The sequence below is a fragment of the Providencia sp. PROV182 genome, assembly GCF_028480325.1.
Taxonomy (GTDB): domain Bacteria; phylum Pseudomonadota; class Gammaproteobacteria; order Enterobacterales; family Enterobacteriaceae; genus Providencia; species Providencia hangzhouensis.
This window is the reverse complement of the sequence record NZ_JAMPOL010000001.1, coordinates 127,677-143,911: the sequence shown is the minus strand read 5'-3', so window position 1 is coordinate 143,911 and position 16,235 is coordinate 127,677. Positions and strand designations below refer to the sequence as shown.

Here is a 16,235-nt window from a genome sequence, read left to right as displayed (position 1 = left end):
TCGACTTGCTATAATGCCTATGGCAATGGAATAATATGAAGTTGCTAAGATGTTTAAAAAACGAAAGTTAACGTTTTATAGGATTTCTTATTTGATGGCGTAACAGTGCAGCAATGGCGTAAGACATTTAGCAACATCAAATAAATTAGCGAGCAACGAATTTTGGCTTATTGGGTTAGGAACTTCCGTTTTCTTTAATAACTTACGGCATCCTGATTAAGAACGCTGAATTTTTAATCTAAAAATCAGGTTCACCGAATACTGCGCGTCTCTATACGAACGACTGCCGCGAGGCAGACGGTTTTGTAAAAATCACGAGGCCATCGGTTTACAGTAGCTCTTTCTTTCGCTGCTCTTTATTTAAAAGAAAATAATGAGTAAGTAATAACATGAAAAGAATGCTAATAAACGCAACTCAACAGGAAGAGTTGCGTGTTGCCCTTGTTGACGGGCAACGCCTCTATGATTTGGATATTGAAAGTCCCGGTCATGAGCAAAAAAAGGCCAATATTTACAAAGGTAAAATCACTCGTATCGAACCTAGTCTTGAAGCTGCTTTTGTTGACTATGGCGCTGAAAGACACGGTTTCCTTCCTATCAAAGAAATCGCTCGTGAATACTTCCCAAGCAACTATCACTCCCAAGGCCGTCCTAACATTAAAGATGTGTTAAAAGAAGGCCAAGAAGTTATCGTTCAAGTGGATAAAGAAGAGCGTGGAAATAAAGGTGCCGCATTAACCACCTTCATTAGCTTGGCAGGAAGTTACCTCGTTTTAATGCCAAATAACCCACGTGCGGGAGGCATTTCACGTCGTATCGAAGGCGAAGACCGCACTGAGCTAAAAGAAGCGCTGTCTTCTTTACAAATTCCAGATGGCATGGGCTTAATCGTTCGCACCGCGGGTGTGGGTAAATCTGCAGAATCACTGCAACAAGATTTGCTTTACCGTTTACGTCACTGGGAAGCGATTCAAAAAGCCGCTGAAAACCGCCCTGCACCTTTCTTAATCCACCAAGAAAGTAACGTTATTGTTCGTGCATTCCGTGATTATCTACGCCCAGATATCGGTGAGATCCTAATAGATAACCCGAAAGTTGTCGAAATGGCACGCAACCATATCGAAGCTATCGGTCGTGGTGATTTTGCAAGCAAAATCAAACACTACAGTGGCGATGTTCCACTTTTTAGCCACTACCAAATTGAATCACAAATCGAATCTGCGTTCCAACGCGAAGTTCGTTTGCCATCAGGTGGTGCATTAGTTATTGATACCACTGAAGCTCTGACCGCTATCGATATCAACTCCTCACGTTCAACACGTGGTGGCGATATCGAAGAAACTGCGTTCAATACTAACTTAGAAGCGGCTGATGAAATTGCACGTCAATTACGTCTACGTGACCTAGGTGGTTTGATTGTTATCGATTTTATCGATATGACGCCAGTTAGGCATCAACGTGAAGTAGAAAACCGCTTACGTGAAGCTGTACGCCAAGACCGTGCTCGCATTCAAATTGCACGCATCTCTCGTTTTGGTTTATTAGAAATGTCACGTCAGCGCTTGAGCCCATCGTTAGGTGAATCCAGCCATCACGTGTGTCCTCGCTGTTCAGGAACGGGAACCATTCGTGATAACGAATCACTTTCCCTGTCTGTTCTTCGCCTTATCGAAGAAGAGGCACTGAAAGAAAATACTCACGAAGTGCATGCCATTGTTCCTGTACAAATTGCATCTTACCTATTGAATGAAAAGCGTAAAGCCGTTAGTGATATCGAACAACGCCAAAGCCATGTTCGCGTTGTGATTGTCCCTAATGACCAAATGCAAACGCCTCACTTCCATGTGATCCGCATTCGTAAAGGTGAAGAGGTAAATACTTTAAGCTATAACTTAGCTCAATATCACGAAACCGTCACTTTGACACAAAGTGACGAGACTACCGCTGAGCGCAAAATCCCTGAACAACCTGCAATTTCAGCTTTTGCACTGCAAGAGCCTGTAGACATGTCTACAGTGAAGCCAAAAGAAACTGCAACAAAAGCACCAGTAAAATCAGTGGCAACTGAACCTGCATCCCCAGGTTTGTTCAGCAAAATTGCGGCTTTCTTCAAGAACCTATTTGGTGAAGAAGAAAAAGTGGTTGAGAAACCAGCGCCGAAAAACCGCAATAATAATGACCGCCGCCGTAACAATGATCGTCGCAATAATAATCGCCGTAATAATAATCGTCGTGATCGCGATGAAAATGAAACACGCGATAATCGTGACAACCGTGATAATCGCAATAACCGTAATACGTCATCGGATGATGCGAACACTCGTAATAAAGGCCGTAATAATAAAAATACGAGCCAGCAAGATGAGCAAGCAACTGAGTCTAACAATCGTGACAACCAGCAGCAACGTCGCGAACAACGTGCTGAGCGTCGTCGTCGCCAAGACGAAAAACGTCAACAGCAAGTGGCCAAAACTCAACAAGATGCTCAGCAAAGTCATGTCGAAGATGCGGTGGAAAAGGAAGAAGAACAACGTCCGGTTGCCCCACGTCGTCAACGTCGCCAATTAGCACAAAAAATCCGTGTTACTGATAGCGAACAAATCATTACTCCTGTTGAAACGGCACCTGAAGTAACCACTGAGCCAGTTGCAGCATTACCTGCACCAACGGTATCTGTGAACCAAACTGAAGGTGAAGTACAAACTGAAGAGCGTCAAGAAGCCGTGGCTCAAGTTGATGGTGAAGAAAAACAAGACACCATCATTCCACGTCGTTCTCGTCGTTCACCTCGTCACTTGCGTGTCAGTGGTCAACGTCGTCGTCGCTACCGTGATGAGCGCCATTTAACTAAATCACCAATGCCATTAATCGCTGCCGTTGCCTCACCAGAGCTTGCGTCTGGCAAAGTATTTATTCATTACCCGATTGCTCAGCCTCAACAAGAAAGCATGGCAATCATCACCAATGAAGAAATGCTTGAACAACAAAGTGTTAATGACGCTTCTGTAGCTGAAACCTCAAATGTTACCGCGTCACAAAGCCACGTAATTGTCTCTCCAGTCGTGGCTGAAGAGGTTAAACACGAGGTACAAGACACCACTACAGAAATGGTTAATGTAGAAGAAACCTCATTAGTTAACGAAGCAACAGTTGTTGAACGCATTGTCGAACCAACTCCAGTTGTTGTCGAAGAGAAAACTGATGTTTCGCAAGAAATTGAAACCGTCGAAGCTGTAAAAGAGACTGTAGAAATAGTGGCTGAAGTTATTGAGCCACAGGTTGAAATAGCTCAAACAGAAGTGGTTGAAAGCGTTTCTATTGCGGACGAACAAACAACGCCTGTTATTGTCAATGAAGTCGTTGAAGAAGTACAACTTCCTCAAGTTTCTGTCACCGCATCAGCCGAGGTAGTCAGTGTCGAGGAAGTTATCGAACCTGTTGCCGTAGCTGAACCAGCAACGGTAGTAAGCAGCCCAGCGGTCAGCTTACATAAACGTCATGCTTATTCTCCAATGACAAAAGCACCAGCCCCTACAGTTGCTGGTGCGCCATTTGAGATCACTGAGTATCAGCGTGAAGCCTCAACCTTTGAAGGTAAAGGCGGCGCAGGTGGTCATGTTGCTTCAAACGTAGCAACCTCTGCAATGGCAAAACCATCTAGTCACTAAAACTAAATAGTTTTAAAACACAGAAGCCTTGATAGGAAACTATCAAGGCTTTTTTTATGGCTATAAAAACGTTTAACTTATTGTAATTCATTAAATACTAATAAAATTTACCCTCCTAAAGCCTTTGACGGGTAGTCATTAATAAATGCATCGTATATCTGTACAAAGTACATACGTTTAATGATTCCGCACACTAACTGAGGAAATTTTATGGATTATGACTATAGGCAAATAGACCGCTGGGAAAATGGTCATGCATATACAAGCGATGGTGTATTACTACTCCCGACTCTTCATGTAACCCCTGATAGAATTTTACCAGACCATATTCTGAATGCGATGGCAAAAGGAATATGTGGAGTTTGTGGGGTTAGTAACTGCCGTTTTGAAAAAACATCTCCTTATAAAAAGATGTTAAGTGCCTACCAAAGTGGAAAGCTCGAGTTAATGTTTATCATTTATTGGCGCTCTTTTGGCGGATTATACAAAATGATGAAGCCCAAAATAGAGCAGGATTTAAATGAGATAAAGAAACAAGAAGCAGAGGAAATTAAAGGTTCAGTTAAATTTGCAGCTGATTTTTATAAAGAAGCTTTTAATACTTACGGTGAAAAAGCAGAGAAATTGGCTAAAGCTATGGCAGAACAAGCTAAAGGAAAAAAGATCCGTAATGTTGAGGATGCATTAAAAGCTTATAATAAGTATAGCAATAATATTAGTAGGAAAATTGATGCAAAAGATCGCAAAGCCATTACAGCAGCATTAGAATCAGTTAAAACTGAAGATATTGCAAAAAATTTCAAGAAATTTAGTAAGGGTATGTTATACACAAGCCGAGCAATTGACTTTATTGATTGGTCAAATGAATTAATAAAAGCAATCGACACTAATAATTGGAGACCTTTTTTTGTTAAAACAGAAACAATAGCGGCTGGAATGGCAGCTACAGCTCTTGCTGGATTCGCTTTTAGTGCATTGCTTGGCGGGCCTATTGGTATACTAGGATATGGCTTAATTATTGCAGGGATAGGCGCATTAATTAATGATAGTTTAGTCGAAGAAGCAAATAATTTGATTGGTATTTAGCCATAAAATAGATGCTATTTACTTTGCTGACAATCTTCTTATAAATAGAGTTATAATAAAAACCAACGTAATTGGAATAGATAATAAAAATACGACACCACCATATATGGCTAATCCTCCAGCCTTACCCGCTGTGTCCATAAATAAGCCTCTATTCCAAAATTCTCTAGTGGTAAACATGAGAAAGAAGCTTTCAACTGCCCATTTCGCAAATGGGAAAATAATAATACCAACAACACTAATAAATAACATCAGTGACTTATATTTGAGTTCACTCCCCAAATAAGAATATAAAAACAGGGCTCCCATAAACCAACCCCAACACATATTTTGAATATAATATTTTTTATTCATTAACTATTTCCTTATTCTTCTATGAAATATGATAGCAAACTCTATATGAGAATGAGAACTCATATTAACTCTAGTTATTAGTATGCATTGATATCTTAAAGTTGCTGATTAATTAGTACTTAATAATTACTTTATGTTAATGTGTGATTATCTATCATTCATTACAAAGGATGGTATTATGTTAAAAGTCATTGCGGAAGATTTTATTAAAACTGAGGCGATTGAAATAGTTATGCCTCTATATCGTGAATTAGTCGCAGCAACCAAGCAAGAACCTTTATGCATCAGCTACAACCTTTACGTTGACCAAAAAGACCCGGGGCACTTTATTTTTATCGAGGAGTGGCCGAATCAAGAAGCATTAGATATCCACTGTGCTAGTGAACATTTCCAGCGCCTAGTTCCGCTCATTAACCAGTATCAAAAAGCCGCACCAACCTTTAAGTTTATGAATAGTGCTTTTGAGTGATTAGCTTTGTCTATAAACTTACGAAAATCTAACTACTTGATAAATTGCTTGTTTTTATTAATGGATTTAATTCTCTATAACCCTAAACAAATACAATTATATCAATCCTCTAAATAGTTCGGTCTGTCGCTAGGCGGTAAGCTAAACGAGCCCCTAGGGGCATACATAAGTATGTGACTAGGGCGAGTGTGTGAAGCCAACAACACTTATAATCCTAAATAAATACAATTATATTAATCCCCTAATAATTCTAAATAAAATACAATTATATCAATCCTCTAAATAGTTCGGTCTGTCGCTAGGCGGCAAGCTAAACGAGGCCCTAGGAGCATACATAAGTATGTGACTAGGGCGAGTGTGCGACGCCAACAACACTTATAACCCTAAATAAAATACAATTACATCAATCCTCTAAATAGTTCGGTCTGTCGCTAGGCGGCAAGCTAAACGAGGCCCTAGGAGCATACATAAGTATGTGACTAGGGCGAGTGTGCGACGCCAACAACGCGACAGGCCGAAATATGACGAGGATTTTTAGAACCAAGGAGCTTGGATCATAACCGCTCCATAAAACAAGGCACGACCCGCTAATTCACCGCTAAATATGGCTAATATCACTAAGGCAATTAAAATCGCCGATGGCGGTTTCTTATATCCTTTCATCGCCACAATGCAAGGCAATAGCATACTCATCACAACTTGCCACCACAGCAAATAGCTTCCACCTTGGCTTGCAGGTAATTGCAGGCGAATGATTTGCGCGATTAATACCAATGCAACGCCTATAAGCACACCGACTTTAATTGACGATGGTAATGGCTTTCCTTGCCCAATAACAAATAAGGCCACTAGACTAAAACCAAGGACAATTGCACTGCCTATAAATGCGATTTGTGTTGCCGGAGTATGCCATAATGGGTGAGCGACCATTTGATAATAAACTTGTGCTGTGACAAGTATAGCGGCTAATCCTCCAATCCCACTTACCCAGCCTAATATCGTGTTGCGCATGTTTACTGTGGGTTGCAACCAGCAAGATAGAGCCCATAACGTGACAACGCCATTTAATAATACAAATGTCACGGCCTCGCGGCTTAACCATGAATGGCTTAACCCCAAAACGGAACGGTATGCTTCAAGAGGCACACCTAAATGCCCCATTGACATCGATGAGCCAATAACTTCAATCAACCATATCAATAGCACTGCTCGACGCAATACAGGCCCTGATAATAGGGACTCTTGACTGGCTTTCATTTGGTAAATAGTTAATGCGAGAACTGCCCCGATCCCCCACTGGCTCATCACTGTAAAAAATACCAGAGGGAGTTCCATATGTTTAATATCCATGATTAGTCCTCCATCCCAATAATCACAATATTTGGATTACTAATTGTGTGATCGGGCATATTATAACGCTGCTCCAGTACCGCCCAATTTGTCGTGTGCTTTTTACGTAGCTCGGTAATATCACCAAACTCAATAGCGCCCGTCGGGCAAGACTCCACACACCTTGGTAGTAGCCCTTCATCTAACCGTTCTGCGCACATATTACACTTGCTCGTTTTCCCTTCAGCAGGATCAAAAACAGGAGCATGATATGGGCAAGCCATGATACACATCTGGCAACCGATACATTTTTCATGGTCTTGAACGACTATGCCATCCGCCCGTTTGGTATAGGTGTCAGCAGGGCAGACTTTCAAACATTGAGGATCATCACAATGATTACAAGACATCGTAATAAATGCTTGGGCATTCGATGAGTCATCATTAAATTCGCGAACTCGACGCCACAAAACCCCTGGTGGGGTGACATTTTCGGATTTACAGGCCATTGAACAAGTACGGCAACCATAGCAATCTTTTGTATTTATCAAAAAACCATATTGCTTAACCATGATTACGCCTCCCTTCTGACATCAACTAACGTACTATTACAGCAGTGCCCTGTTCCCAAATGTTCAACTTGGTCATTCGTGACATGACTGCTGCTTCCCCCCTGCTGCTCCCACCAGCCGTTATCCAGTGAAATCACGCCTTTTTTAATATGCGTTGTCACAACAGCAATGGCTCTGTGCTCTCCTCGGTCATTAAAGGTGATTGCCCATTCCCCATTCTGAATACCTCTAGATTTAGCATCTTCTGGGTGAATTAAAACATTCGGCTGGTTTCGTTGTACTTCCAGAATCCATTCATTCATTCCATGACTTGAATGCACACTACGCGCTAACTTGCGCTGAACCGCCATTAATGGATACTTTTTGGCTAATTCAGGTGAACCTTTAACAGACTCAGTCACTTGGTAGTAAGCGACGACAGGTGAGAAATTTTTCTTTTGCCAATCTTCAACAAACAAGTGCGCTTTTTTAGTCGATGTTCTAAAAATACCGTCTTTGAAAGGAATCCAGTCTCCTTCTACGGGACGTACTGGGCCTTTTTCTAACATTTGACGAGTGATGCCTGAACCGACTAAACAGGCATCAATGTAGTGTTCTATTGGCTTATTGAATACATCTCCAAAGCCGAAACGCTCTGCTAGCCGGGCGAAAATCCAATAATCGGGTTTTGCTTCACCAACAGGTTCGACGGCTTGTTCCATTAATTGAACATATTGGCTACGTACCCCCGCCATCAAACTTGTATCTTCAAAAATCGTTGTAACAGGTAGGACTAAATCTGCATATAACGCTGTTGAGCTCATGAGATTATCAGCCACTACCACAAATGGAACTTTCTTCAGAGCCTCCCGAACCTTGTTAGTATTCGGTAATTGGGTCATAACCCCCATTGTCATAATCCACCAAAAATTAATCGGATGCGGCTTTTCATTGACGATAAAATCGCCAACTTTCGCCACCGGAATAGGTGGAATATTTTTCACATTCGGAGCAGGAGGAACGATTGGACTAAAGTTAGCCATTTGCCGAGCTCCACCGGCATCACAAACCCCCGCCCCTCGTTTACCGATATTGCCAGTGAGTAATGCAAGGTAGAATTGACTTCCTGCAACATAAGCACCGTGCTCAGTTCGCTGTGCTCCTGACATATTTTGCACAATCATTGAAGGTGTTATTGATGAGTAATCCCGAGCAAGACGTACGATAGTTTCCGCTGGAATATCCGTTTCTTCACTGACTCGAGCAACATCCCATGGTTTAGCTTGTTGATAAATTTGCTCAAAAACCGTGGTATACCCCAAATCTTCAGGAAGTTCATGTTGGAATAGTGCCGGTTTAATACCCGATGAATCATGACGAACTAATTGTTTGCTTAATATGTCGAAAACTAAATAACTGTCCTTATCATCATTATTTTGCCTAACTTGTTTCTGATTGGTGTCAACTAAATAAACAGCGCCTGTATGTGTTCTAAGGAAGTTTTCATCTATTCGGTTTTCTTCAATAATGATTTTGATCATTCCCAATGCCAAAGCCGTATCCGTCCCTGGAATAATCGGGACCCACTCGTCTGCTTTTGCCGCGGTTTCACTATAGCGCGGGTCAATAACCACTAGTCGAGCACCATTTCTTCTCGCTTGGTTATAATTTTTAAAATAGGCTTGCATGGTAACAGCAGGGTTATTTCCCCAACACAAGATATAGCGGCTGTCGGCTATCGTATCTCGGGTATCTGCATACCTTAAACCTAGCATTGGGATCATCGCTGCTGTTACCGCTGAACAACACAATGAACCCGCCTGTTTCGTTGCTCCGCCTAAATAATCAAAAAAGGCTTTTCCCATATCATTCTTGATAGAGTCCATATTCCCTGCATGCGTGGAAATAAATAACCCTTCATTACCATATTTATCAATGGTTTCTCTGATATTTTTTTCGATAAGATCCAGCGCTTCATCCCAGCTTATCGGTTTGAATTCCGCTTTACCTTTTTCGCCGACTCGCAGTAATGGGGTTTTGATGCGTTGCTCATGATAGACCCATTTAGTCCGGCTCATACCTCGCAAGCAACATTTGACATTAAACCCTTCAGTCGCCTGTATTTTCATCAGCTTACCTTGATAGGTATATGCAGTTAGGTTGCAATGTAAACACTCCATTGCACAAGTTGACCGAAATGTTTTGTAGTCCGACAATTTTAGTCGCACCTTAGGTAAGGGTTGATTGCTGTTTTCTTGTGTATAAGAACAGGGAGCAATACTCGCCAACCCCACAACACCAAGCCCTTTGAGCAGAGTTCGGCGTTTCAAACGTAGTGAATTTATAGTTTTCATTATAGTAAACCTCGACATTGCTTTTTAAAGTTCACTATATATATACTCTATTCACCAAAAGTGAACTTGAGTAGCATCAATAATTCTATCTATTTATAGGTAATAACGTACTACCGCTTTCGGATTATTTGTTTGTCACGTCGGGTCGTTAGCAGCACAAGGCAACTCATGGTAAAATACCCAAACTTGTTAAATTTAGGTGGTTTATGTATGTCTACTCTGCAAGGTGTTAATTCTGTTGATATAGCCGTAAGCATTTTAAATTATATTGCTCAGAATGGAGGTATTGCGCGCGCAGCGGATATTTCAAAAGGCTGTGAGATATCAAAAAGTCGGCTACATAAATATCTTGTTTCACTATGCCGTACACAAATGCTGTATCAAGACATTCAAACTAGCCGTTATGGCTTAGGCCGAAATTTAACCTTCTTAGCCAATTTTGTTAAACCTGAAGACTCTTATATCGACACTATTAATAATGCTTTGATTCAATTTCGTGATGAACAAAATGTCTCAACAGGTGTTGCCACCCGCTTAGGGAAAGCACTTTCTTTGGTTAAATATAATCGTAGCTTTAAAAATATTGAAATTGACTTTTTACCTAACACGCCATTGCCTGTCGTAAAAAGTGCGGCAGGGCTGGTTTATTCAGCATTTGATGGCCAATTTGGCTCTAATTCCTATTCACAAGACGAAATTAATAAAGTGACCCAACAAGGTTATGCTATCCGTTACCAACCAACAGAAGGTATTCCCGGAGCGCAATCTATTGCTTGTCCTGTATTTAATGGCGAAGGTCAGCTTGTTGCTGCCGCAGTGACGATGGGATTTATTGCAGAAAATGAAATGGAAAGATTAGCAACTGCATTAATCAAACAAGTTAATAAACTAAATTTATAACAACAAACCTTCATGATAATAACTCAAAAACAATAAAGCCGAGATTATCTCGGCTTTATAAGTTGATTATTTTACATCGATGCGAGGCAATTCACCCATTTCTTTGAGTTTTTTAGATATTTCACGGCGCTCTTTGGAAAGCTCAGCGTTCTTGATAATATAATCATCAACACGATCATCATAATCGCTACGCATGTTCGCAATAATTGCCTGAATATCCTCAATCGACATGCCTGGTTTTATATATTCACTCAAGTTATCCAGTAGCAAAACACGCTTCTGGTTATCACGAATTTTTTTCTCATTGTCGGTGATTTCACGACGAATTTTATTTTTGCGACGAAACATACGCACAAATTCCAGAACATTTTGGAAAGACGGCTTGTTAGCGTTGTCCATGTTTAAAACCCTCTAGTCAATATTCAAAACGCATTATCTATTAACACAATACATTCTAATCCTATCGTGTTACAAGCCCGTTTCGCATATTTATCAAATTATTCCGCTGAAACTTGATTTCACTTTATACTTTAACGACCAAATTATCAGAGTGATCTTTATCAAACTTATTTCTCTGATCTTTACTTCCGATTTCTTGATTACCTGTCCCGTCACCTCTGAGACAAAATGCAGATAATATTGTCGTAATAATCACAAATCCCCCCATGACGAGATAAGTATGAGCAAAACCAATTTGATCGTATCCCCAGCCAGCTAATGGCGATAAAATACTTGCAACTACAGAGCTCATGCAGCTAAAGCCAACCAAATAAAGTGTCGATGACAAACGTTTATCAAAATGAAGGCTGTTATATTTAAAAATCGCGACTAAAAGAATCGGGAGTTCAACGGCATGCAGTAATTTCATTATCGATATCATAATTGCACCATCAACTAAGCCTGAACCAATAATGCGTAACGCCATCACTGAACTCGCAAATAATAACCCATTTTTAGCACCTATCCGATTGACGATAAATGGTGCTAAAAACATCCCCCCTGCTTCCAAGAAAACCTGCAATGAGTTTAGATAACCGTACATCTCATTACCTAATTGTTCATTCTGAAATTGATGAGCAAAATACACCATAAATTGCTGATCATATACACTGTATATACAGGTTCCTAATACAAATAATATTAAAGCCCAAAATTGAGGTTGTACAAACAATTGTAGAGCGTCTTTCACGGTTATCGTAGAAGGTTTACCATGTTCAAGGCTATTATAAGCATCCGTATTTGCCGTTTTTAATTTCAATAGAATAACTAAAAATAATAGGCCTGAAACAGTTGCCATAATAAAATTGTAATCAGGGTTCACGTTAATGTTACGCCCGGCAAAAAAGGTAGCTGTCGCCCAACCCAATGAGCCCCACATCCTCGCTTTACCATATTCAAAATTACGTAATCGGCTGACCCTCTCTGTATAAGACTCAAGCACCCCAATCCCTGCGTGAAAGGTCATACCAATAAATAAGCCACCAATTGCACTGCCTAAAAATACATTCCATTTTAGCAACGTCCCAAAAACCATAAAAAATGGCCCTGATGCAATCAGTAATACTGCAATAAATAATAGTAAATTTTTTCGTAACCCTAATTTATCCTGCATGAATCCATAAAGTGGTTGCGCGCAAAGCGCCACAATCGAAATACAAGAGAAAATAACCCCAGTATCTGCGCCATCTAAACCAACATATTTACGCAGCCAGATTGCAACGACAGAAAATGTTGATGACCAGGTGAAAAAGAAAAAAAACAATAATGCACTCAAAGAGGCATAATACTTTCTTGAACCACGATTCATATTTCATCACCTAACAAAAATTATCCTGATGAAATGTTAAGGTTAACATTAATTACAAACCACAAAATCACCTATTAATTGTGATGTTAATCACCAATGTTAACGTTAACAATTAATATATGTGACGCTTATCACAATACTTATAATTTAAGATAACGACCTCCTGCAGGGTAAAATATTCTATCGAGTTATCAAATTAAACTACTATCAATCGCGCCAGTTCAATATCAGATAGCCTTGGTTTAGCTTTCACAGTAGATAAGGTATCATTAATCAACAATGTATAGTGAATACCAATAAATTAACCACTATCAATCTACTATATAACCATCGAAATGGTGAAAACGTTGCAAGATAATAAAAAACAACCTACTTTTTTTATTCATGACTATGAAACTTTTGGTAAGCGCCCTGCTCTTGATCGGCCAGCGCAATTTGCAGGCGTCCGCACCGACCTTGATTTTAATATCATTGAAGAGCCAGAGGTTTTTTATTGCGCTCCAGCTGATGACTATTTGCCGCAACCTGAAGCCGTCATGATCACTGGGATCACCCCACAGGTCGCATTATCTCAAGGCGTTAATGAAGCCGAGTTTGCTAAACGAATTCATGCGGCTTTTAGTGTCCCCAATACCTGCATTATGGGTTACAACAATATTCGTTTCGATGATGAAGTTACCCGTAATATTTTTTATCGAAATTTTTATGACCCGTATGCCTATAGTTGGCAGCAAGGAAATTCACGTTGGGATTTACTCGACACTTTGCGTGCCTGTTTTGCGCTTCGCCCTGAAGGTCTTCAATGGCCAGAGAATGAAGATGGCCTGCCGAGTATGCGTTTAGAACATTTAACTAAAGCGAATGGTGTTGCTCATGAAAATGCTCACGATGCAATGTCTGACGTTTTAGCCACCATTAACATGGCCAAACTGTTGAAAGCCGCTCAACCCAGAATGTTTGATTATTTTTATCAATTAAGAAATAAAAACAAAATAAGTCAACTTATTGATATTGTAGAAATAACACCACTAGTTCATGTGTCTGGTATGTTTGGTGCATTACGTTCTTATGTCAGCTTAGTCGCTCCTCTTGCTTGGCACCCTGACAACAAAAATGCCGTTATTATGTGTGATTTATCTGCTGATATCTCACCATTAGTTGAGTTAGATGTTCAACAATTGCGTACCCGATTATATACACCTAAAGCTGAATTGGCAGGCGCTTCTCCCGTTCCTGTAAAACTCGTTCACATTAATAAGTGCCCTATTTTAGCACCAGAAAAAACACTGCGCCCTGAAGATGCGGAACGAACCGGTGTTGACCGTGACTTGTGTATGCGCAATCTGGAAACTTTACGCAAGAACCCTGAAATTCGTAATAAATTAATTGAGTTATTTAGCGAACCACAAGTATTTACAGAGTCGGATGATGTCGATACACAAATTTATAATGGATTCTTTAGTCCTTCTGACCGCTCAACCATGGATATTATTCGTGAAACATCGCCACAGAACTTGCCTGCATTGGAACTCAGTTTTGAAGATAAGCGCATGAAAGAGCTCTTCTTTCGCTATAAAGCACGTAACTACCCTGCCACCTTGTCTTATGATGAGCAGCAACGCTGGTTACAGCACCGTAGAGACTACTTTAGTGAAGAGCGTTTAACAGAATATATGCAACAAATACAGCTATTACTTGTAGAGCATCAACATGATGAAAAGCGTTGCCAACAATTAAAAGCATTGATTAGCTATGCGAGAGATCTCGCCAGTTAATTTAGTAATAAAAAAGGCAGATATTGAAACGTTTCCCAATACCTGCCTTTTGTTATTTATATGACGCGTTCATTAATGATCATGAGTATGAGCGCAGCCACAATCCCCTTCCCAATTTTTGCGTTTAGTTGTTTTACCTAAACCGGGGTTCATTGTATTTGTTGGGTCAGATTGTTTATAAAATGATTTTAATTGTTCTGGGGCTTTATATAAATGCCCTACGTTATGTTCCGCAGGATATTGAGCCCCCCTTTCATCTAATAAAGCTAACATTTTTTCTTTTAGTTCTTTCGGGTCAACGCCTTTTTTCAAGACATAGTCTTGGTGCATAACATGGCACATAAAATGACCGCAGTATAATTTATGAACTAATAGCTTTTCAATTTCTGGTGGTAATGTTTCAAACCAATTTCTATCATTGCGACGTAAAGCAATGTCGAGAGGTAATACATCTTCCACATCTTTATTATGAACAGCGTGATAACGAACAGCGGAGCCAGCAGCGGCAAAGCGGTGTAAAAATGCTTTTGCCCCTTCTTCTGGTGTACATTCAAAATAGCCGCCATCGGCGCTTGCAAAATAAGATTTTAGCCAAACTTTAGCCTCATCAATGCCATCTCCGGCCATTTTTAACATTAAATGGTGTTCATAACGATCACGAAACTCTTTCATACGTGGTGGTAAATGGGAAGGCCATAATTTACTGAGAACCTGCATAGTACGGTCGATCAGATTTGATGGCAGGAATGGGACTTTATTTAATACTGCATCAATACGCCCTTTAATAGTGAAAAACATTGGCATTTTGTCAGTACCAAATTTATCAATCATTAAAAAGGTATCTTTACCATAAACTTCTGCTATATCGAAGCAACCACGGTGCATATATTCACCTGCAACTGGCAGGTTTTTAAATTCACTTAAAATATAACGGCGTATATCTTCCAAAACGTCAGGGTTATTTGAACCGATATAAAATACCTGTGTTTTTTTATCGGCAGGGAAGGTATCTAAACGAACCGCAAACACGGCTAATTTTCCTGCGCACCCTGATGCTTCAAATAGACGACGTTCATCCGCGTTAAAGCGTGATGGTGTATCTGCATCGACATCACGAACGCGTTCTGCATACTCATGGTCAGAAGCGAGTTTATCGCTAACTTGTACGTCTTCACTACTATAGCCACGATTTTGTAAATTCGTCAGGATTTCTTCTGGTGTGTTACCTAAATCAATACCTAGGTGATTGACAAGCTCCACTTTTCCATCGTCACTGACTCGGCCATAAAGAGCAAGCTCAGTATAGGCGGGACCTCTACGCACTAATGAACCGCCAGAACTATTACAAATACCACCCACAACTGAAGCTCCAATACAAGAAGAGCCAATCAAAGAGTGCGGTTCACGCCCTAATGGTTTTAAGATTTTCTCCAAGTCGTACAAAGTACTCCCTGGCATCGCAATGACTTGGTTGAATTCCGGTAAAACTTGAATTTGGTTTAATTTCAACGTACTAATAATGACGATATCGCGATCATAGTCATAGCCACTCGGTGTCGACCCTTCGGTTAACCCTGTATTAGCCGCTTGCATCAGGACAATTTTGTCTGCTTCAACACACGCCTTGAAAACATACCACTGTTCGAGCAATGTTGTTGGAAATACAACCGCGATTGCATCCCCCATACCAGAGCGGAAGCCTTTACGATAACGTTCTGTTTTATGTGGCTCTGTTAAAATATTTTTTTTGCCAACAATATTCCTAAGCGTCAGTAATAACCGTTGATTCTCAGGTTTCTTTGCATCATTCATTTGTGTGCCTTATTAATCGAATTCGTGATTATCATAGTTCTGCATTATGCGTTGTAACAACAATATCACATAATATTATGATGTTAATAGGCTACACGCTTTATCTTAAATAATTCTTAACGGATAAAAA

The 16,235-nt window shown here is 40.3% G+C and carries 12 protein-coding genes; 5 read left to right on the top strand and 7 right to left on the bottom strand.

Translation table 11 applies throughout. The features are described from left to right. The first annotated feature begins 389 nt into the window (after positions 1 to 389). The gene (rne, locus tag PR834_RS00665; protein ID WP_272536310.1) at positions 390 to 3,668 is read left to right on the top strand and encodes a ribonuclease E; all 3,279 of its coding nucleotides are present in this window, start codon (positions 390 to 392) and stop codon (positions 3,666 to 3,668) included. Positions 3,669 to 3,878: 210 nt separating this feature from the next. Next, the gene (locus PR834_RS00660; RefSeq protein ID WP_136134349.1) at positions 3,879 to 4,754 is read left to right on the top strand and encodes a colicin-like pore-forming protein; all 876 of its coding nucleotides are present in this window, start codon (positions 3,879 to 3,881) and stop codon (positions 4,752 to 4,754) included. 18 nt (positions 4,755 to 4,772) lie between these two features. Here the strand turns inward: PR834_RS00660 and PR834_RS00655 are convergent, their stop codons facing one another. Beyond that, complete coding sequence (locus PR834_RS00655; protein ID WP_136134350.1) at positions 4,773 to 5,108, bottom strand: colicin E1 family microcin immunity protein; 336 nt, start codon at positions 5,106 to 5,108, stop codon at positions 4,773 to 4,775. Between the two features lie 178 nt (positions 5,109 to 5,286). Here PR834_RS00655 and PR834_RS00650 point away from each other — a divergent pair, with 178 nt between their 5' ends. Then, a complete protein-coding gene (locus tag PR834_RS00650) occupies positions 5,287 to 5,577 on the top strand; it encodes a putative quinol monooxygenase (RefSeq protein WP_196724962.1) in 291 nt (96 codons plus the stop codon). Positions 5,578 to 6,111: 534 nt separating this feature from the next. On the opposite strand, the gene PR834_RS00645 is transcribed toward PR834_RS00650, so the two are convergent. From PR834_RS00645 to PR834_RS00635, 3 genes are read right to left on the bottom strand one after another with little or no spacing between them, the layout of a single operon-like run. Next, positions 6,112 to 6,927, bottom strand: coding sequence for a dimethyl sulfoxide reductase anchor subunit family protein (locus PR834_RS00645; protein WP_112307904.1), 816 nt, complete (start codon positions 6,925 to 6,927; stop codon positions 6,112 to 6,114). Positions 6,928 to 6,929: 2 nt separating this feature from the next. Beyond that, positions 6,930 to 7,478: a 4Fe-4S dicluster domain-containing protein gene (locus PR834_RS00640; protein WP_272536309.1), complete on the bottom strand. Its 549-nt coding sequence runs from the start codon at positions 7,476 to 7,478 to the stop codon at positions 6,930 to 6,932. Positions 7,479 to 7,480: 2 nt separating this feature from the next. Beyond that, positions 7,481 to 9,811 carry a molybdopterin-containing oxidoreductase family protein gene (locus PR834_RS00635; RefSeq protein WP_196724963.1) on the bottom strand — a complete coding sequence of 777 codons (2,331 nt, stop codon included), beginning with the start codon at positions 9,809 to 9,811 and terminating at the stop codon, positions 7,481 to 7,483. Between the two features lie 210 nt (positions 9,812 to 10,021). Between PR834_RS00635 and PR834_RS00630 the strand changes: the two genes are divergently transcribed. Then, positions 10,022 to 10,711, top strand: a complete 690-nt coding sequence (locus PR834_RS00630; RefSeq protein ID WP_036958098.1) for a helix-turn-helix domain-containing protein — start codon at positions 10,022 to 10,024, stop codon at positions 10,709 to 10,711. A 66-nt stretch (positions 10,712 to 10,777) separates the two neighbouring features. Here PR834_RS00630 and tmaR read toward each other — a convergent pair whose 3' ends face one another. Together tmaR and PR834_RS00620 are read right to left on the bottom strand one after the other, a co-directional pair. After that, positions 10,778 to 11,110 carry a PTS system regulator TmaR gene (gene tmaR / locus PR834_RS00625; RefSeq protein WP_004253179.1) on the bottom strand — a complete coding sequence of 111 codons (333 nt, stop codon included), beginning with the start codon at positions 11,108 to 11,110 and terminating at the stop codon, positions 10,778 to 10,780. Positions 11,111 to 11,234: 124 nt separating this feature from the next. Beyond that, positions 11,235 to 12,518 carry an MFS transporter gene (locus PR834_RS00620; RefSeq protein ID WP_004253175.1) on the bottom strand — a complete coding sequence of 428 codons (1,284 nt, stop codon included), beginning with the start codon at positions 12,516 to 12,518 and terminating at the stop codon, positions 11,235 to 11,237. Between the two features lie 347 nt (positions 12,519 to 12,865). Between PR834_RS00620 and sbcB the strand changes: the two genes are divergently transcribed. Continuing rightward, on the top strand, positions 12,866 to 14,293 hold the full coding sequence (gene sbcB / locus PR834_RS00615) for an exodeoxyribonuclease I (RefSeq protein ID WP_036957613.1): 1,428 nt from the start codon (positions 12,866 to 12,868) through the stop codon (positions 14,291 to 14,293). Between the two features lie 72 nt (positions 14,294 to 14,365). Here the strand turns inward: sbcB and dld are convergent, their stop codons facing one another. After that, entirely contained in the window at positions 14,366 to 16,105 is a 1,740-nt protein-coding gene (dld, locus tag PR834_RS00610; RefSeq protein ID WP_272536308.1) for a D-lactate dehydrogenase, read from the bottom strand. Positions 16,106 to 16,235: the final 130 nt, after the last annotated feature.